The 16,891-nt window shown below is 64.5% G+C and carries 17 protein-coding genes; 10 read left to right on the top strand and 7 right to left on the bottom strand.

Annotation, left to right across the window (positions count from 1 at the left end; translation table 11 throughout):
* Window positions 1-3: 3 nt before the first annotated feature.
* Window positions 4-1,350 (bottom strand): glutathione-disulfide reductase, encoded by a 1,347-nt coding sequence (gene gorA / locus EYV96_RS07135; protein WP_131150751.1) that lies wholly within the window; start codon window positions 1,348-1,350, stop codon window positions 4-6.
* Window positions 1,351-1,404: 54 nt separating this feature from the next.
* On the bottom strand, window positions 1,405-2,664 hold the full coding sequence (locus EYV96_RS07140; RefSeq protein ID WP_131150752.1) for an NAD(P)/FAD-dependent oxidoreductase: 1,260 nt from the start codon (window positions 2,662-2,664) through the stop codon (window positions 1,405-1,407).
* 52 nt (window positions 2,665-2,716) lie between these two features.
* On the opposite strand from EYV96_RS07140, the gene EYV96_RS07145 reads away from it, so the two are divergent.
* The 5 genes from EYV96_RS07145 to EYV96_RS07165 all read left to right on the top strand — a co-directional run bounded on the left by EYV96_RS07145 (window position 2,717) and on the right by EYV96_RS07165 (window position 7,108).
* Entirely contained in the window at window positions 2,717-4,039 is a 1,323-nt protein-coding gene (locus tag EYV96_RS07145) for a hypothetical protein (protein WP_131150753.1), read from the top strand.
* 71 nt (window positions 4,040-4,110) lie between these two features.
* Window positions 4,111-5,460: a hypothetical protein gene (locus EYV96_RS07150; RefSeq protein WP_131150754.1), complete on the top strand. Its 1,350-nt coding sequence runs from the start codon at window positions 4,111-4,113 to the stop codon at window positions 5,458-5,460.
* A 77-nt stretch (window positions 5,461-5,537) separates the two neighbouring features.
* Window positions 5,538-6,104, top strand: a complete 567-nt coding sequence (locus tag EYV96_RS07155) for a C40 family peptidase (RefSeq protein ID WP_131150755.1) — start codon at window positions 5,538-5,540, stop codon at window positions 6,102-6,104.
* Window positions 6,105-6,203: 99 nt separating this feature from the next.
* On the top strand, window positions 6,204-6,650 hold the full coding sequence (locus tag EYV96_RS07160; protein WP_131150756.1) for a MarR family winged helix-turn-helix transcriptional regulator: 447 nt from the start codon (window positions 6,204-6,206) through the stop codon (window positions 6,648-6,650).
* Window positions 6,651-6,679: 29 nt separating this feature from the next.
* Window positions 6,680-7,108, top strand: coding sequence for an organic hydroperoxide resistance protein (locus EYV96_RS07165; RefSeq protein WP_131150757.1), 429 nt, complete (start codon window positions 6,680-6,682; stop codon window positions 7,106-7,108).
* A 66-nt stretch (window positions 7,109-7,174) separates the two neighbouring features.
* On the opposite strand, the gene EYV96_RS07170 is transcribed toward EYV96_RS07165, so the two are convergent.
* A complete protein-coding gene (locus EYV96_RS07170) occupies window positions 7,175-7,660 on the bottom strand; it encodes an FKBP-type peptidyl-prolyl cis-trans isomerase (protein ID WP_131150758.1) in 486 nt (161 codons plus the stop codon).
* 44 nt (window positions 7,661-7,704) lie between these two features.
* Complete coding sequence (locus EYV96_RS07175; RefSeq protein WP_131150759.1) at window positions 7,705-8,940, bottom strand: MFS transporter; 1,236 nt, start codon at window positions 8,938-8,940, stop codon at window positions 7,705-7,707.
* A 129-nt stretch (window positions 8,941-9,069) separates the two neighbouring features.
* Here EYV96_RS07175 and EYV96_RS07180 point away from each other — a divergent pair, with 129 nt between their 5' ends.
* The 3 genes from EYV96_RS07180 to EYV96_RS07190 all read left to right on the top strand — a co-directional run bounded on the left by EYV96_RS07180 (window position 9,070) and on the right by EYV96_RS07190 (window position 11,751).
* The gene (locus tag EYV96_RS07180) at window positions 9,070-9,726 is read left to right on the top strand and encodes a class I SAM-dependent methyltransferase (protein ID WP_131150760.1); all 657 of its coding nucleotides are present in this window, start codon (window positions 9,070-9,072) and stop codon (window positions 9,724-9,726) included.
* Between the two features lie 170 nt (window positions 9,727-9,896).
* Window positions 9,897-11,207, top strand: a complete 1,311-nt coding sequence (locus EYV96_RS07185) for a DEAD/DEAH box helicase (protein WP_131150761.1) — start codon at window positions 9,897-9,899, stop codon at window positions 11,205-11,207.
* 103 nt (window positions 11,208-11,310) lie between these two features.
* A complete protein-coding gene (locus EYV96_RS07190; protein WP_165488619.1) occupies window positions 11,311-11,751 on the top strand; it encodes a DoxX family membrane protein in 441 nt (146 codons plus the stop codon).
* Here the strand turns inward: EYV96_RS07190 and EYV96_RS07195 are convergent.
* The 3 genes from EYV96_RS07195 to EYV96_RS07205 form a co-directional block, all read right to left on the bottom strand.
* Window positions 11,718-12,266: a GNAT family N-acetyltransferase gene (locus EYV96_RS07195; RefSeq protein WP_131150763.1), complete on the bottom strand. Its 549-nt coding sequence runs from the start codon at window positions 12,264-12,266 to the stop codon at window positions 11,718-11,720. The genes EYV96_RS07190 and EYV96_RS07195 overlap by 34 nt on opposite strands.
* The gene (fghA, locus tag EYV96_RS07200; RefSeq protein ID WP_131150764.1) at window positions 12,263-13,111 is read right to left on the bottom strand and encodes an S-formylglutathione hydrolase; all 849 of its coding nucleotides are present in this window, start codon (window positions 13,109-13,111) and stop codon (window positions 12,263-12,265) included. The genes EYV96_RS07195 and fghA overlap by 4 nt, the downstream gene beginning before the upstream one ends.
* Before the next feature lie 61 nt (window positions 13,112-13,172).
* On the bottom strand, window positions 13,173-13,922 hold the full coding sequence (locus EYV96_RS07205; RefSeq protein ID WP_131150765.1) for an SDR family oxidoreductase: 750 nt from the start codon (window positions 13,920-13,922) through the stop codon (window positions 13,173-13,175).
* Between the two features lie 118 nt (window positions 13,923-14,040).
* Between EYV96_RS07205 and EYV96_RS07210 the strand changes: the two genes are divergently transcribed.
* Window positions 14,041-15,915: a DEAD/DEAH box helicase gene (locus tag EYV96_RS07210; RefSeq protein WP_131150766.1), complete on the top strand. Its 1,875-nt coding sequence runs from the start codon at window positions 14,041-14,043 to the stop codon at window positions 15,913-15,915.
* Window positions 15,916-16,074: 159 nt separating this feature from the next.
* Entirely contained in the window at window positions 16,075-16,878 is an 804-nt protein-coding gene (locus EYV96_RS07215) for a dioxygenase family protein (protein WP_131150767.1), read from the top strand.
* Window positions 16,879-16,891 lie beyond the last annotated feature (13 nt).

The raw sequence follows: 16,891 nt of genomic DNA on the forward strand, positions 1-16,891 counted from the left end.
GACTCAACGCATCAATACCAGCTCTTCGGCGGAGCTCGGATGGATCGCCACGGTGGCATCCAGGTCACGCTTGCGCATGCCCATCTTTAGTGCCACGGCAAAGCCCTGGAGCATTTCATCCGAGCCTGGCCCAAGCACATGCATGCCGACGACGCGCTCGTCCTCGCCGACGCAGATGATCTTCATCAGGCTCCGCCCCTGCTCGCCCGCCAGCGACCATTGCATGGGAGTGAAGCGCGAGCGGTAGACACGCACCTGGCCGGGAAACCGCGTATTCGCGTCGGCCTCCGACAAGCCAACCACGGCCAGCGGCGGTTCGGAGAAAACGACACTGGCGATGTCGTCGTAATCGAGTCTCGCGTCGGCCATGCCGCCGAACCAGCGATCGGCCAGGTGCCTGCCGGCAGCGACGGCGACAGGCGTGAGCGCACGACGGCTGGTCACGTCGCCCAACGCGGCAATGCCGGGGACATTGGTGTTCTGCCAGCTGTCGGTGATGACGTAACCCTTGTCGTCGAGCATGACTCCCGCCGCATCGAGGTCCAGGCGATCACTGTGCGGGACGCGCCCGAGCGCCCAGAGCACGGCATCGAACGGACCCCAGTCACCACGCATTTCATCCTCGAAGGTCAACGCGTCGCCATCGCGCCGCAAGCCCTTGGCCTTTGCCCCGTACACCATGTGGATGCCGGAGCGCGCCATGTGCTCGCACATGGCCGCCACCATTTCGTTGTCGAACTGGCGCAGCAGGCGATCACGGATAAACATGGTCACTTCGCTGCCCAGGGCACGCAGCACACTTGCGAACTCCACCGCGATATAGCCGGCGCCGACGATGGCGATGTGCCTGGGCTGTTCGCGCAGCCCGAACATGTCGTCGGAGATCAGTCCCAGTTCGAATCCTGGAATATCGAGCTTTTGCGGTCGGGCGCCGGTCGCGATGACGATTTGCCGCGCCCGCAGTTCTTCTCCGCTCGTGGTGGCAATGGTGTCGCGCGACACGAAACGCCCCGCCTCGCGCAACAGGACGACGCCTGCTTCCTGCAATCGCTCGTCATAACGTTGTTTGATGCCATCGATATACGCCAGTCGGCGCAAACGAAAGTGTTCCCAGTCGAAGTCGCCCGACGTGCCGCTGAACCCGTAGGCCCGCGCGCGGCTCTGATCCTGCGCCAGCTGCGCGGCAAACCACAGCGACTTCTTGGGGACGCACCCCAGATTGACGCAGGTTCCGCCGAGGGCGCCCGGTTCCAGCAGCGCCACGCGTGCGCCATGTGCCGCGGCGCGAAAGGCCGTGGCAAGACCACCCGAGCCTGCACCCAGCACGATCAGGTCAAACGATTCCGACATTGCAGATTCTCCAGCGACGCCCGCCAAGGTATCGACGTAGGTTTGAAGCGCGCGTCAAAGCTGGAAGCGCGCTGGCGCATACGGCGCCGGATCGATGGACGGTGTTTTTCCAAGCACCAGCGATGCGACCAGCTCACCGGTCGCCGCCGACATGCTCACGCCGAGCATGCCGTGCGCCGTGGCGAACGTGAGATTCGACCAGCGCGTGCTGTGGCCGATGATGGGCACTTCGTCGACGCTCATCGGACGCCAGCCCCACCACTCTTCCAGCAATTCGTGACCTTCCGGCTCGTGCAGTGACGTGGCGGCACCACGGCGCAGCGCATCCAGGCGCGTCCGGTTGAGCCCTTCGGCGTAACCGGAAAACTCCATCGTGCTGCCAAGGCGATAGCCGCTTCCCCAGGTGGTGACGCACACTGCGGCCTCGCGCAACACCAGGGCATGTTTGGGAACCAGGGTTGGGCGCGTATACGTCAATGAGTAACCCTTGCCCGGCTGCATCGGGATTCGCAGGTCCAGCATCTTCCCGAGCAAGGGCGACCAGGCCCCGAGGGCCATGACCACCCGTTCACCCTTGAACACCCCGCGCGTGGTGCGCACATGCGAGACGCGACCGTCCGTCATGCCGAACTGGTCGATGCGCGCACCCGTTTCGATAACGCCACCCATTTCGCGCACGCGTCGCGCCAGCTCCGTCACGTAGCGATCCGGGCGCAGTTGTGCATCACCTGGGTGGAACAGTCCGCCGGCCACGCCCGGCTTGAGCGCCGGCTCGGCCGCCTCGACCTCATCGCCACGCATGCGCCGGACTTCCACGCCCAGGCGATCGAGCACCGCGGCGTGATGCCGTTCGTCGGATGCCAGCTGACGGGCCGTGCGGTAGACGTAAAGCTCTCCCGGCTGAACGAACTCGCAGTCCAGCCCTTCGCTTCGCACGAGTGTCTCCAGCAACCCCCGCGAACGCTCCAGAATGGCTGAACGGGCCCGGGCGGCATGCTCGAAGTCGCGCCAGTTGCAGCGACGCGCGAACCCCAGCAGCCAGCGCAGGCGCTCGAGATCAGGTCGCGGGTTCAGGTACAGCGGCGCATCCGCGCGGAACATCGACCGCAGCGCCACCCCCAGCATGCCCGGCATGGCCAGGGGCGCGGCATGACTGGGCGTAATCGTCCCGCAATTGCCGTGCGAACTGCCGCTACCCGGCGTACCCTGTTCCAGCACCCTGACGGTCGCGCCGGACTTCAGCAGGTAATAGGCACTGGCAAGGCCTATCACACCGCCGCCAAGAATCAGAACATCACTGCGCGAAGCATCCATGGCGTTATTGTAACGGTGCAGAAGGCTCTCCCTCTCCCCAAGGGCGTGCTTTATGACCAAAGTCGAGTCAGCGGCTTCCCTGGCGCCGTGCCTTCGGGCGTGGATGCCCGTCCTTGCGCTCGCGTTTTTGCCCGTCGTTATCGCGCAGGAAGCAGCGAATCCGCCATCGATCGAATCGGCCCACGACCTGGGCCTTTTTCGCGATCTGCATGGCATGCGGAACGATCTGCAGCGCCACCAGTACCTGGTCGGACTGCTGCCGCAGCTTTCGACGACAGACCGCATCACGGCCCTGCAACTGTATGCCGCGCTCGATAACGAACTGGGGTTGTACAACGAGGCGCTGCGCGACTTCCCGTTCAACAATCGCAATGCGCCGCACGTCGACCTGCCACAACCCGATCAGTGGCAGCTGGCCGATGCCGCCGACGTCGTCACCAGGCTCGCACACGGCAGGCGCCTCGTCCTCATCAATGAAGCCCATCACGATGCTCATACGCGCGAGCTGACGCTTGAGCTCCTGCCGCGCCTGCGTGCCGAAGGCTTCACCCACTTCGCCGCCGAAGCACTGACCGATGACGATCCGGATCTCGCCCAGCGCGGCTATCCAGTAAACCGCACCGGGAGCGAATACCTCCACGAACCGCTGTATGGGCAAATCATCCGCCGCGCGCTGCAACTGGGTTTCATCGTGGTGCCCTACGAATCAGAGGCTCCGTCACTGTCGGCCCGCGAAGCCGAGCAGGCCCGGAATCTCTACCGCCGCGTGCTGCGCGATAATCCCGGGGCCCGCCTCTTCGTCCATGGCGGTTACGCGCATATCGACAAAGCGGCGGGCAACCTGGGCGGACAGGTTCAGCCGATGGCCGTGGTGCTCAAACAACTCAGCGGCATCGATCCGCTGACCGTCGATCAGTCGCGATGGCGCGACATTGGCGATCTCGCCGGCGACGATGCGTATACCCATCTGCTATCGGCTTACTCGCCACAGCGACCTTCCGTGCTGGTGCGCCGCGACACGGGCGCAGCGTGGAGTTCGGACCCCCTTCGCCATGACGTCGAAGTGATCCTCCCGCCGGCAGGCAATCAACGACGGCCGCGATGGCTCGACCTGGGCGGCCAGCGATCCACCCGGCCGATATCCAGCGATCTGTGCGGCCGGCATCTTCCCTGCGTCGTCGAGGCGCGATTCTCGAACGAGAGTGAGGATGCGATCGCTGCCGATCGCTACACCTTCCTGCGTCCGGACATCACCGCATCGCTTTATCTGTGGCCCGGCGACTACCGGCTGACAGCCTGGAGTGCCGATGGTCATGTGTGGACGCGACGCGACTTCACCGTGCCGCCAATTCACCCGGATGAGGCCGGACACTGACCATGTTGCAATGCATTTTGCGTTTCCCTCGCGCTTGTGTCTTTCTAGGCTTCATCAGGGGAAGGACGATCATGACTGCACGAAGCAAAGCTCTGATCTGTTGCGCACTGGCCGGGATGGCAGCATTCGCGACGACGGCGTATGCCCGCGATGACGCCATGCAAGCGTTGTTTCGCGACCTCAAGCCCTACACGGATGATCTGGCGCGCTATCGCTTCCTGGTCAAACAGGCGCCCAAGCTTCCCGTCGACGATCGCATGGTGGCATTGCAGCTGCTGGCTTCGACGCAGAACGAGCTCGGGCTCTATACCGAAGCACTTGCGCTGTTCCCCATCGATGGCCGCAAGGTCTATCTCGGCGCGATTCCCGAGCCGTCCGAATGGAGCGCCGAAGACGCCGTGCAGACGATCGCCAGGGCCGCCAACGGCCGCCAGATCGTCATGATCAATGAAGCGCACCACGACGCCCACACGCGTGAGCTGACGCTGGCGCTGCTACCCAAGCTTCGCGAACAGGGCTTTACCTACTTTGCGGTGGAAGCGCTGGCGGACAGCGACCCGGACCTGATGACGCGAGGTTATCCGCGCTGGGACAGCGGCAGCGAGTACGTGCACGAGCCCCTGATGGGAGAAATCCTGCGCACGGCCGTCAAGCTGGGTTTCAAGGTCGTACCGTACGACGGCTACAGCGATACCACCGACGGCCGCGAGACGGCGCAAGCGAAGAATCTCTATCAGCGCGTGTTCGCCAATGATCCGAAAGCACGTCTGTTCGTGCATGCCGGCTATGCCCATATCGACAAGGCGACGGGACGCCTGGGCGACGCCGTACCGATGGCAGCCAGGCTGGCGAAACTCACCGGCATCGAGCCGCTCTCGATCGACCAGACGCAGTTTCGCGATGCGAATCCGCGTTTGTCGCTTTATGCCTATGACCAGATCGTGGCGCGCTTCGCGCCGACGCGGCCGGTGGTCCTGACGCAACGCAAGGACGGTACGCCATGGACGTCCGAGCCGAAGCTGCACGACATCTCCGTCATTCTTCCGCCTGACCAGCACGCAATCGAAGCGATCAAGCAAGCACCCAGCTGGTACACCCTCGACGGTCAGGCGACGGCGGCGCGTGTCATCAATGCGGTGACCAGTCGTCCGGACTGGCTGGATCTTGGTGGCAGGCGCTTCCCACTCTCCATCAGCGCGTCCTTGTGCGCCTCGACCCTGCCCTGTGTGGTCGAAGCCTTTTATCTGAAAGAGCCCTACGACGCGGTGGCGGCCGATCGCTACGCCTTTATCGGCAGCAATGCGCGCACCGACCTCTTCCTGTTTCCCGGCACCTATCGGCTCCGGGCAAGGGACTCGGACGGCAAAGTACTGAACGAGCAGACGGTTTCCGTGCACATGGGCAACATCGCGGGCGAATAAGCTCGCCATACGCCTTAAGACTTCACTCCAACTGATTGATTTGATAACCTCGCGCCGTCTTCTGCCGGGGTTGTCTCATGCGCCAGGGAAACGCGTTCACTTCCGCCCTGCCCGCGCTTCGCATCAGTCATGCCGCGCTGGCCCTAGTCATTCTCCTGCTGAGCGCCTGCTCCAGCGCGCCTCGCAAATCCCAGCCCACCTACAAGGACTCGCGCTCGTCGCTGGCCAGCCTCCCGGCACGCGGGCCGTCGGCCGCCAACACCGGCACGGCCAACGATGTGCTGTTCCGGGCCATTGCCCTGGTGGGCACGCCCTATCGCTGGGGTGGCAATACGCCAGACGGCGGCTTCGATTGCAGCGGTCTGGTCGATTACATCTATCGCCAGGCTGCCGGCCTCCAGCTCCCGCGCACGTCGCGTGAGATGTCGCAGGTCGACGGTCGCCGGGTAGGCACCATGGCAGACCTGGCCAGCGGTGATCTGGTGTTCTTCGCTGCCGGCTCGTCGATCACCCATGTCGGCGTTTACGTCGGCAAGGGTCGCTTCGTGCACGCGCCCAATAGCGGCGGCACCGTGCGGCTGGACGATATTGACGGGCCCTACTGGCGCGATCACTTCGCTTACGGCAAGCGCGTCCTGGACTGAGCCGCAGGGCGCCCCGCCCCGTTCTGGTTGGCCCGGCCTATGGCTTCGATCGGAATAATCAATTGTACACAATTGAATTGTGCACATATTGTTTGGGCCATGAAGCCGACCAACCCCCTCCTCCTTGACCAGCAGCTGTGTTTCGCCCTTTACGCCGCATCGCGCGCCGTGACAGCGACTTACCGGCCCCTGCTCGACGACCTGGGCCTGACCTATCCCCAGTACCTGACGCTGCTGGTGCTCTGGGAGCAGGACGGGCTGACCGTCCGTGAGCTGGGTCAGCGGCTGCAACTGGATTCCGGGACGCTGACGCCGCTGCTCAAGCGCATGGCGCAATCGGGCCTGGTAGTGCGCGAACGTCGGCGCAGCGACGAGCGCGAAGTGGAAATCCGGCTGACCGACGACGGCCGCGCCCTGCGCCAACGCGCCGAAAGCATTCCCGCCTGCATGGCCCAACGCCTTTGCCTGACCGGCGAGGACATGCAGCGGCTACGCGATCAGCTCAAGGAGCTGACCGCGCAACTCTCCCCGCAAGCACGCTCCTGATCTCCTGACCTCACAAGGACCCTATGACCATGACCGTTTCCAAGATCCTCTATACCGCCACTGCCACCGCCAAAGGTGGCCGCGAAGGCCATATCCATAGCAGCGACGGTGTCCTCGATTTCGACCTGCGCGTGCCGAAGGAGCTCGGTGGACCGGGCGGTGCCGGCAGCAATCCGGAACAGCTCTTCGCCGCCGGCTATGCCGCCTGCTTTGAAGGTGCCGTGCGCTTCGTGGCCCGCGAAAAGAAGATCGCCATCACGGACGCTTCAGTGACCGGCCACGTCGGCATCGGCCCGCGCGAACCCACGGGCTTTGGCATCGCCGTGAAGCTGGAAGTGCATCTGCCGGGCATCGATCGTGAGGTGGCCCAGGAACTGGTCGACATCGCGCACCGCGACATCTGCCCTTACTCGCATGCCACGCGTGGCAATGTCGACGTCGAGATCGTGCTCGTTTGACACGAGGTTGAGCATAAAAAAACGGCGCCCCTGAGGCGCCGTTTTTTTGCACGATGACCGAAACGCTCAGTGCGCTTCAGCGCCCGGCGGATGCGCGTGGCCGTGCTGGATCTCTTCTTCGGTGCCGTCACGCACTTCGTTGATGGTGACGTCGAAGTGCAGGGTCTTGCCGGCCATCGGGTGGTTCAGATCCACGTCGATGGTGCTCATGCCGACCTTGTGCACCACCACGACGCGGTGGCCGCCTTCCTTCAGCGCCAGCACCGTCGTCATGCCCGGCTTCAGCTTCGCGCCATTCTGGAAATACTTCTTCGGCACGCGCTGGATCATGCCTTCCTGGCGTTCGCCGTAGCCGTCAACCGGCGCGATTTCAGCCTGCAGGTTGTCACCGGCTTCCTTGTCTTCGAGCGCCTTCTCGAGGCCGGGAATGAGCTGGCCATGGCCCAGCAGAATCCACAGCGGCTCGTTGCGATCGAGCGAGCTTTCCACTTTCTCGCCATCCACCGTAAGGGTGTAATGCAGCGAGATGACCTTGTCCTTCCCAGCCTTCATTGCCTGTCTCGTTCAAGTGAGCTAAAGCGGGGATTCTAGCAGCCTCACTCCCGCGCCGCCCGATGGCGTCCAAAGCCCACCCCATGGGCCTCCGGCCCCAGCCAGACCAGCAGGGCCAGGATCAGGGCAATCGCGGCGATCCAGGCGCTCATGGCGAAGGCCAGATCACCCCCATGCCAGCCGGCTATCAGGTTCTGGGCGTTGGCCGTGTAGGCCGCCAGCAGGTTCCCCAGCTGGTATGCCACGCCCGGCAAGGTCCCGCGCACAGCGTCCGGCGACAGCTCGTTCAGGTGCGTGGGAACGACACCCCAGGCGCCCTGCACCATCACCTGGATCAGGAAGGCGCCGACGGCCAGCCACAGCAAGGACGGGCCGTACATCCACAGCGGGATCACCGGAATCGCCAGCAGCGCCGCGGTGATCATGGCGCGGCGACGGCCGATGCGCTCGGACCAGGAGCCGAAGAACAGGCCACCCACCATGGCACCCAGGTTGAGCAGGGCCACCAGCATGAACGCGGCGCCCGAACCCGTCGGCAGGTGCAGGGTCTCCTCCTCGAAGGTGTGGTACAGGTCCTGGGAGCCATGGCTGAACATGTTGAATGCCGCCATCAGCAGGACCAGGTAAAACGCCAGTTTCCAGTGCCCCCTCATGTCCTCGCGCCAGCCGCGACGATCGGTTTTGGCCGCCTCCCACACGGGCGATTCCGGCACCGTGCGGCGGATGTAGAGCACGAGCAGCGCTGGCAACGCACCAACGATGAACAGGCCGCGCCAGCCGATGTGGTCGATCAGCAGCCAGTTCACCAGCGCACCGAGGAAAAAGCCGCACGGGTAACCGCTTTGCAGCAGACCGGATACGAGGCCGCGCGCTTTGGGTGGAATCGACTCCATCGCCAGCGAGGCGCCCAGGCCCCACTCGCCACCCATCGCAACGCCGAAAAGAAAGCGCAGCACGAGGAACACGCCCAGCGTCGGGGCAAAGGCCGTGGCGAGCTCGAACAGTGAAAAAAGCACGACGTCGAGCATGAGAATTGGCCGTCGCCCATAGCGATCAGCCAGTCGCCCGAAAAGCAGCGCACCCAGCGGCCGGGCTGCCAGGGTCAGGAACAGGCCGAAGATGACCTCGCCTTTCTCGACGCCGAATTCCTTCGACACGGCGACGATCACGAACGTCAGCAGGAAGTAATCGAACGCATCCAGGGTCCATCCCAGGAAGCTGGCCAGGACCGTGTGGCGCTGGGTTCGGTCAAGTTCCTTCAACGGCGACAGCAGCGACATGGGCAATCGATTCCGTGACAGGTATCGGGTACAAGACACCATCGGGCACGGCCAGCGCAAGACCACAGATTGGCAGTTCACATCTGGACGGCTAGGCTCACCGCCTGTTTCGCCTGAAGACCGAGGACGATGGATCGTCTCACCCGCCAGCGCATCGCGAATTTCTATGACGGTCATTTCCAGCGCGGCTACGTGCGTGGAAAACTGGCCTCCGATCCGGCTTACGCCGCAACCGCCGACGCCATGACCGGCAGCGCGCTTCCCTTGCTGGACATCGGCTGCGGCATCGGCCTCCTCGGCATGTACCTGCACGCGAAGGGCGCCTTGCGCGGCTATGTCGGCATGGATCATGACGAGCGCAAGATCGGCGCCGGGCGTACGGCGGCCATCCGCGCCGGCCTGTCCGAACTCCTGGACCTGCGCATCGGCGACGCCGGCACGCTGCCTGACCTTCGCGGCCATGTCGCCCTGATCGACGTCGCCCACTACCTCGGCCGCGATGACCAGCAAGCCCTGCTGTCGGCGGCGGCAACACGCGTTGCGCCAGGCGGCTCGCTGATCATTCGCACGGTCCTTCGCGAAGACAACTGGCGCTTCCAGGTGACGTGCGCCGAAGAATGGTGGCTGCGCGCCAGCGGCCTGATCCGCGGCGGCGTGAAGCATTACCCGGACCATGCCGAGCTGTGCGGGCCACTGCGCGCCCTCGGGCTCCAGGTGAACACCCAGCCCATGTATGGCGCGACGCCATTCAACAGCTACCTGATCGTGGCGAAGCGACCGGGATAATGTGACGCTGCGCGGACCCCGGCCGCCCATCCGTTCAGGTTCGACTGCGGAAAGAGAGGCAGCTGTCGCGCAGACGTGCTAGACTTGCCTGCTTCGGTCTCCCCGAACCCTCCCCCACTGAACACTGCAACGCGGTTCGACATCGTCCCGGGTTGCGCTCTGGAGCAACCATGTCTTTCGAATCGCTGGGCCTTGCGCCCGCGCTGTTGCGTGCGCTCGCCGAACAAGGCTACGCAAACCCCACCCCTATTCAGGCCGGCGCCATTCCGGTGGTCCTGCAGGGCCATGACCTGCTGGCTGCCGCTCAGACCGGCACCGGCAAGACCGCCGCCTTCGCCCTGCCCCTGCTGCAGAAGCTGTCGACCGGCCGCGAGACGCAGACGCGTCGCCCGCGTGCACTGGTCCTGACGCCCACGCGCGAGCTAGCCGCCCAGGTGCATGACAACCTGCGCGACTACGGCAAGCACCTGCGTATCAGCAGCGCCACCATCTTTGGCGGCGTCAGCATGGGTCCGCAGATGCAGGTGCTGCGTCGTGGCGTGGATATTGTCATCGCCACCCCGGGTCGCCTGATCGACCACATGCAGCAGCGCACGATCGACCTGTCGGGCGTGGAAGTGCTCGTGCTGGACGAAGCCGACCGCATGCTCGACATGGGCTTCCTGCCGGCGCTCAAGCGCATTCTCAGCGCCCTGCCGCGCCAGCGTCAGACACTGCTGTTCTCGGCCACGTTCGCGCCGCCGATCAAGGCCCTCGCGCTGCAGTTCATGCAGAACCCGCAGGAAGTGTCGGTGACGCCGCCCAACACGGTTGCCAACACGGTCAGCCACCATGTGCATCCGGTGGATGCCTCGCGCAAGCGTGACCTGCTGCTGCACGTCCTGTCGCAGGACAGCCGTCGCCAGACGCTCGTCTTCAGCCGCACCAAGCACGGTGCCGACAAACTGGTGCGCTACCTGGAATCGGCCGGCATGCGTGCCGCCGCCATCCACGGCAACAAGAGCCAGAATGCCCGCACGCGCGCACTCAGCGACTTCAAGACCGGCCGCGTGACGGTGCTGGTGGCGACGGACATTGCCGCCCGCGGCATCGACATCGACCAGCTGCCGATCGTGATCAACTTCGACCTGCCGATGGTCGCCGAGGACTACGTGCACCGCATCGGCCGCACGGGTCGCGCCGGTGCCGAAGGCCTGGCCGTGTCGTTGGTGAGCCACGAGGAATCGGGCCTGCTGCGCGATATCCGTCGACTGCTCAAGCAGGACATCGAGATTGCCAGCGTCGCGGGTTTCGAGCCGTCGCATCCGCTACGCCTGGATGCCGGCGCGCCGCGCCCCGTGCAGGGCCAGCGTCAGGCACGCCCCCCGCGCCCGAACCCGACGCACCGTCCGCATGGCCACGTCCAGCAGAACGGCGGCGAGCGTGCCAGCGAAGGCAATCGCAAGCGTCGCCCGCGTCGCCGTCCGGCCGCCAAGGCCTGAGGCGTGACTATTCGGCTAGAGCCAAAGTCCTAGCCGATGCGAGGAATGGGAAACCCCGCGGGGTTTCCCGATCATGCGTCGCTCGTCGTATCGGAGTGATGTCATGCAAGCGATGTTCTACTGGCTGATGGTGGTGCTGCGGCTCGCCTTCGGCGCGCTGTTCGTCTTCTCGGGCCTCAACGACCTGCTGCATTTCTGGCAGCCACCCGCGCCGGTGACGCCGCAAACGCAGGCCCTCATGCAAGGACTGGTCGGCAGCGGCTTCATCCTGCCCGTGCTTGGCGTGGTGTACCTGATCGGTGGCCTGACGGTGCTGTTCAACCGCTTCGCGGCCCTGGGCCTGGTTATCCTCGCCGCGCCAACCGTTGTGATCTTCAGCTACCACGCGACGGAGCATCACCTGCTGGGCCCGGGTCTCGCCGTGCTTATCGTGCATCTGCTGCTCGCATGGCAGCGACGCGATGCGTATGTCGACCTGTTTCAGGCCAACCCCGCTCGCCGGCGCGCCGCTCAGTCCGGACGGATCAGCGCCGTCAGCACGTGATCTTCCCAGCGTCCTGCAATCAGCAGGTACGCCCGCGCCAGGCCTTCCCGTTCGAAACCGAGCGCGCGCAGCAAACCTGCGCTGCGCTCGTTGCGCGGGATGTAGTTCGCCATGACGCGATGCAGCCCCAACGAACCGAATGCCCACGCCAGGCCTTCGACCAGCGACTCTTTCATCAGGCCGCTGCCTTCGTTGCTGGCCCCCATCGCGTAACCGAGATGGCAGGCCTGGAACGCTCCGCGGACCACGTTGGAAAACGTGAAGGTCCCCAGGATGTGCTCCTCGGCAGGATCAAGGATCAGGAACGGGTACGCACGATCAAGGCGGATCGCCTCGCGCGCTTCCCCGATGTATTGCAGGCACTGCTCCTGCGTGAAGTACCAGGCTTCCCTTAGTGGCTCCCACGGAGCAAGGTGCTCACGATTCTCTACGCGAAAACGCAGGAGCCGCTTTGCATCGTCGCGGTCGATCAGTCGCAGCACCGATCGCGATGTCAGCAGGCGTGGGGCAATCACGCCAGTCCCAGCGCCTGCGCGTGATGCCGCAAATGGTCGTCGATGAAACTGGCGATGAAGTAATAGCTGTGGTCGTAACCGGGATGACGGCGCAGCAGCAGCGACTGCCCCGACTCCGCGCAGGCCTGGTCGAACAATTCAGGTCGCAATTGCTCCGTGAGAAAGCGGTCCGCTTCTCCCTGGTCGATCAGGATGCTGCCCGGAAAGTTATGCAGCCGCACCAGCTCGCACGCGTCGTATTCGGCCCAGCGCGCGGTGTTGTCACCAAGGTAGCGCGGCAGGGCCTTGCGCCCCCACGGCACCTGGGTGGGAGCCACAATGGGGGCGAAGGCGGAAACGGAGCGATAGCGTCCCGGGTTTTTCAGCGCAATGGTGAGCGCGCCATGACCGCCCATGGAGTGGCCGCAGATCGAAGCGCGTGTCGTATCGACCGGGAAGTGCGTCGCAAGGAATGCGGGAAGTTCGTCCACGACATAGCTGTACATGCGAAAACGCGAGGCCCACGGCGCGACGGTCGCGTCGACGTAAAAGCCCGCGCCTTCACCGAATTCCCAATCACCCGTAGCGCCTTCGAAACCCGTATCGCGCGGGCTCGTGTCGGGCATGACCAACGCCATGCCAAGCTCGGATGCGAGCTGCTGCGCACCGGCTTTGATCGTCGCCGTTTCTTCCGTGCAGGTCAGGCCCGCAAGGAAGTACAGCACCGGCACCGGCGCGATCTGCGCTTGCGCGGGCAGATAGACAGCGAAACGCATGGCGCCGCCGCAGGCCAGCGAGTCGTGTCGATAGAAGCCCTGCGTGCCATCGAAGCAGCGCTGTTCGGAAATCGTTTCAAGCGTGGTCATGCGGGGCTCCCTGTCTGCACATCGCGATCATAGTCGCGTCACGCCTCGTGCGGCACCCCGGTTAGCGTTCCTGGTCCGTCGGGCGCAAGAGCACTTCGTTGATGTTGACGTGCGAAGGACGCGTCACGCAGAACAGGATGGTTTCGGCGATATCGCGACTTTGCAGCTGACGCATGCTTTCGGCCCAGCTGTTGATCGACTTCTGCACGGCTTCGTGGCCGATATGATCGCGCAGTTCGGTTTCCACCACGCCGGGCTCGATCACCGTGACGCGGATGTTGTGCATGTACTCCTCGCGACGCAGCGCTTCGGAGAACGCCACCACGCCGAACTTGGTCGCCGAATACGCAGCGCCATTGGGATTGGCCACTCGCCCTGCCGTCGACGAGATATTCACGATATGGCCATCGTGGCGATCACGCATGCCGGGCAAGGCCGCTTGCGACGAGGCGATCAGGCTCATCACATTGAGCTGGAGCATGTGTTGCCAGCGATCCAGGTCGGCTTCGGCCACCGGCTCCAGGTACATGACGCCGGCGTTGTTCACCAGGATGTCCAGCCGACCGAATCGCGATTCCGTTTCATGAACCACGCGCTGCGACTCGTCCACCGACGACAGATCGGCGGCCAGCACCAGCGGTTCAGCTCCCAGTGCCTCAAGTTTGCCGGCCAGGGCCTCCAAGCGGTCCCGGCGGCGCGCCACGATGGCGACCCGGGCACCCGCCTCGGCCAGGGCCAATGCAGTGGCTTCACCAATACCCGACGATGCTCCGGTGACCATGGCCACCCGGCCAGCTAAGGGCTTTTGCATACGAAATCCTTGAAATAATTGAGTCTGAGCCGCTTTAAAGCGCGGTCCAGGCGAGGTGAGCCTGCTACAATGCGAACATTCTCCTGCATGCCGCCGTGCATGCCATGTCGAGGTTCCCATGTCCTCCCCGTCTTCCGATTCCGCACCGGCAGTCGCCGGCTTTGCCGCGCTTGCGCTCACCCCAGAGGTGCAACGCGCGCTGTCCGACGTTGGCTACGAGTCGCCGTCTCCCATTCAGGCGGCCACCATTCCGCCCCTGCTCGAAGGCCGCGATGTGCTGGGCCAGGCCCAGACCGGTACCGGCAAGACGGCGGCCTTCGCGCTGCCGATCCTTTCGCGCATCGACCTTAAGCCCGGCAAGCCTCAGGCGCTGGTGCTGGCACCGACGCGCGAACTCGCCATTCAGGTGGCTGAGGCCTTCCAGCGCTACGCCGCTCACATGCCGGGTCTGCAGGTGCTGCCGATTTACGGCGGCCAGAGTTACGGCCCGCAGTTGCACGCGCTCAAGCGTGGCGTGCAGATCGTGGTCGGCACGCCCGGCCGCGTGATCGATCACCTTGATCGTGGCACGCTCGATCTGTCCGAACTGCGCTTCCTCGTGCTCGACGAAGCCGACGAAATGCTGCGCATGGGCTTCATCGACGACGTCGAGAAAGTGCTCCAGGCGACGCCGCCGGAACGTCAGGTCGCGCTGTTCTCCGCGACGATGCCGGCACCGATCCGCAAGATCGCGCAGCAGCACCTTAAGAATCCAGTCGAAGTCACCATCAAGACGGCGACCACGACCAACACCAACATCCGCCAGCGTTACTGGTTCGTGAGCGGGCTGCATAAGCTCGACGCAATGACGCGCATCCTCGAAGCCGAGCCGTTCGACGCGATGATCATCTTCGCGCGTACCAAGCAGGCCACCGAAGAACTCGCCGAGAAGCTTCAGGCGCGCGGCCTCGCTGCTGCCGCCATCAATGGCGACATCGCCCAGGCACAGCGTGAGCGCGTCATCCAGCAGCTCAAGGACGGCAAGCTCGACATCCTCGTTGCCACCGACGTGGCGGCGCGTGGCCTCGACGTGGAACGCATCAGCCACGTCATGAATTACGACATTCCGTACGACACGGAAAGCTACGTGCATCGCATTGGCCGTACCGGTCGTGCCGGCCGCAGTGGCGAAGCGATCCTGTTCGTCACGCCGCGCGAAAAGGGCATGCTGCGCGCCATCGAACGCGCCACCCGCCAGCCCATCGAAGAGATGAAGCTGCCGACGGTGGAAGCCGTCAACGACGTGCGTATCGCCAAGTTCAAGCAGCGCATCAGCGACACCCTGGCCGTCGGCGAGCTGGAATTCTTCCAGCAGCTGATCGAGCAGTACGAGCAGGAACACAACATCCCCGCGATCGAGATTGCCGCTGCACTGGCGCGCATTTCGCAGGGCGACCAGCCGCTGCTGCTGACGCCGCCGCCGAAGCGCGAGTACCAGCCGCGCGAACGCGAAGATCGCCGCTCCCTCGACCGCGACAGCCGCGATAACCGTGACGGCCGTGACCGCCCCCCGCGCGAGCCGCGCCACGGCGACCGCGAACACGGTCCGCGTGAATCCTTCTCGCGTCCGGTACGCCCGCACAGCACGGAAGAAGGCAAGCGCACCTATCGCATCGAAGTTGGCCACGAGCACGGCGTGAAGCCCGGCAACATCGTCGGCGCCATTGCCAACGAAGCGGGCCTGGAAAGCCAGTTCATCGGCCGCCTGAGCATTCGCGGTGACTACAGTCTGGTTGACCTTCCCGATGGCATGCCCAAGGAAGTCTTCGAACACCTGAAAAAGGTGTGGGTCAGTCAGCAGCAGCTGCGCATCAAGGAATGGGACGGTGTCGAAACCGATACCGGCAGCAGCGGCGGTGGCGATTTCGCCCCGAAGCGCAAGCCGGGCGGCTATCGTCCGGGTGGCTTCAAGGGCCAGGGAGGCCACGGGAAGAAGCCGTTCAAGAAGCGCTGATAACCGCACGATGTGACATCACGAAAAGCCAGCAAGGGCCCTGCCCCTGCTGGTTTTTCGCTTTCTGCACCCTGGTCGGCGAACACTGTTTCCGGCGCGCAACGCTCCGTTCCCCGCCACACCGATGATTTGAAGCCGACGCTCCCCCACCATAGGGGCATGAACATGCTTCCTTCCCTCTACATCTCCCACGGTTCGCCGATGACGGCGCTGCATCCCGGACAGGTCGGCGAGCGCCTGGCCGAGCTGGCGCGCGCCATGCCGAAGCCGAAGGCCATCGTGATTGCCACGGCGCACTGGCTGGCCCATCAGCCGTCTGTCGGTGGCGCGGCCAGACCGGAAACGGTGCACGATTTCTATGGTTTTCCGCGCGAGCTGTTCGATATCCAATACCCGGCGCCCGGCGAGCCAGCACTGGCCGAACGCGTCTGTCGCCTGCTCGACGGGGCAGGACTGAAGCCCGCACTCGATCCGCAGCACGGCCTCGATCACGGTGCCTGGGTGCCCCTGCGCCTGCTTTATCCGGATGCCGACATCCCCGTCGTGCCGCTATCGATCCAGCCCAACCTGGGGCCCGCCCATCAGTACGCGGTGGGCCGCGCCCTGGCGCCGCTGCGTGAGGAAGGTGTGCTGGTCATCGGCTCGGGGAGCATCACGCATAACCTGCACGATTTCCGGCAGGGTTACAGCGACGAACGCGAAGCGCCCTATGTACGGCCGTTCATTGGCTGGGTGGAGGAGAAACTGGCCCGTGGCGAGGTGAATGCGCTGCTCGACTACCGGCGCCAGGCTCCTTTCGCCGAGCGTGCGCATCCGACGGATGAGCACTTCCTGCCGTTGTACGTAGCGTTGGGCGCGGCCGGTGAAGGTGCCCATGCGGAGCGCATCGACGCAGGCATCGACCTGGGCTTTCTGGCGATGGATATCTATCGGTTTGACGGGGTTGGCGCAGGCGCCCCGTAACGCCTGAGGCGCC

This window comes from Dyella terrae (assembly GCF_004322705.1).
Taxonomy (GTDB): domain Bacteria; phylum Pseudomonadota; class Gammaproteobacteria; order Xanthomonadales; family Rhodanobacteraceae; genus Dyella_D; species Dyella_D terrae.

Bases quoted from the DNA above. Each gene is read 5' to 3' on its own strand.
- gorA (WP_131150751.1), bottom strand. From the start codon at position 1,350: ATGTCGGAATCGTTTGACCTGATCGTGCTGGGTGCAGGCTCGGGTGGT.
- EYV96_RS07140 (WP_131150752.1), bottom strand. From the start codon at position 2,664: ATGGATGCTTCGCGCAGTGATGTTCTGATTCTTGGCGGCGGTGTGATA.
- EYV96_RS07145 (WP_131150753.1), top strand. From the start codon at position 2,717: ATGACCAAAGTCGAGTCAGCGGCTTCCCTGGCGCCGTGCCTTCGGGCG.
- EYV96_RS07150 (WP_131150754.1), top strand. From the start codon at position 4,111: ATGACTGCACGAAGCAAAGCTCTGATCTGTTGCGCACTGGCCGGGATG.
- EYV96_RS07155 (WP_131150755.1), top strand. From the start codon at position 5,538: ATGCGCCAGGGAAACGCGTTCACTTCCGCCCTGCCCGCGCTTCGCATC.
- EYV96_RS07160 (WP_131150756.1), top strand. From the start codon at position 6,204: ATGAAGCCGACCAACCCCCTCCTCCTTGACCAGCAGCTGTGTTTCGCC.
- EYV96_RS07165 (WP_131150757.1), top strand. From the start codon at position 6,680: ATGACCGTTTCCAAGATCCTCTATACCGCCACTGCCACCGCCAAAGGT.
- EYV96_RS07170 (WP_131150758.1), bottom strand. From the start codon at position 7,660: ATGAAGGCTGGGAAGGACAAGGTCATCTCGCTGCATTACACCCTTACG.
- EYV96_RS07175 (WP_131150759.1), bottom strand. From the start codon at position 8,940: ATGTCGCTGCTGTCGCCGTTGAAGGAACTTGACCGAACCCAGCGCCAC.
- EYV96_RS07180 (WP_131150760.1), top strand. From the start codon at position 9,070: ATGGATCGTCTCACCCGCCAGCGCATCGCGAATTTCTATGACGGTCAT.
- EYV96_RS07185 (WP_131150761.1), top strand. From the start codon at position 9,897: ATGTCTTTCGAATCGCTGGGCCTTGCGCCCGCGCTGTTGCGTGCGCTC.
- EYV96_RS07190 (WP_165488619.1), top strand. From the start codon at position 11,311: ATGCAAGCGATGTTCTACTGGCTGATGGTGGTGCTGCGGCTCGCCTTC.
- fghA (WP_131150764.1), bottom strand. From the start codon at position 13,111: ATGACCACGCTTGAAACGATTTCCGAACAGCGCTGCTTCGATGGCACG.
- EYV96_RS07205 (WP_131150765.1), bottom strand. From the start codon at position 13,922: ATGCAAAAGCCCTTAGCTGGCCGGGTGGCCATGGTCACCGGAGCATCG.
- EYV96_RS07210 (WP_131150766.1), top strand. From the start codon at position 14,041: ATGTCCTCCCCGTCTTCCGATTCCGCACCGGCAGTCGCCGGCTTTGCC.
- EYV96_RS07215 (WP_131150767.1), top strand. From the start codon at position 16,075: ATGAACATGCTTCCTTCCCTCTACATCTCCCACGGTTCGCCGATGACG.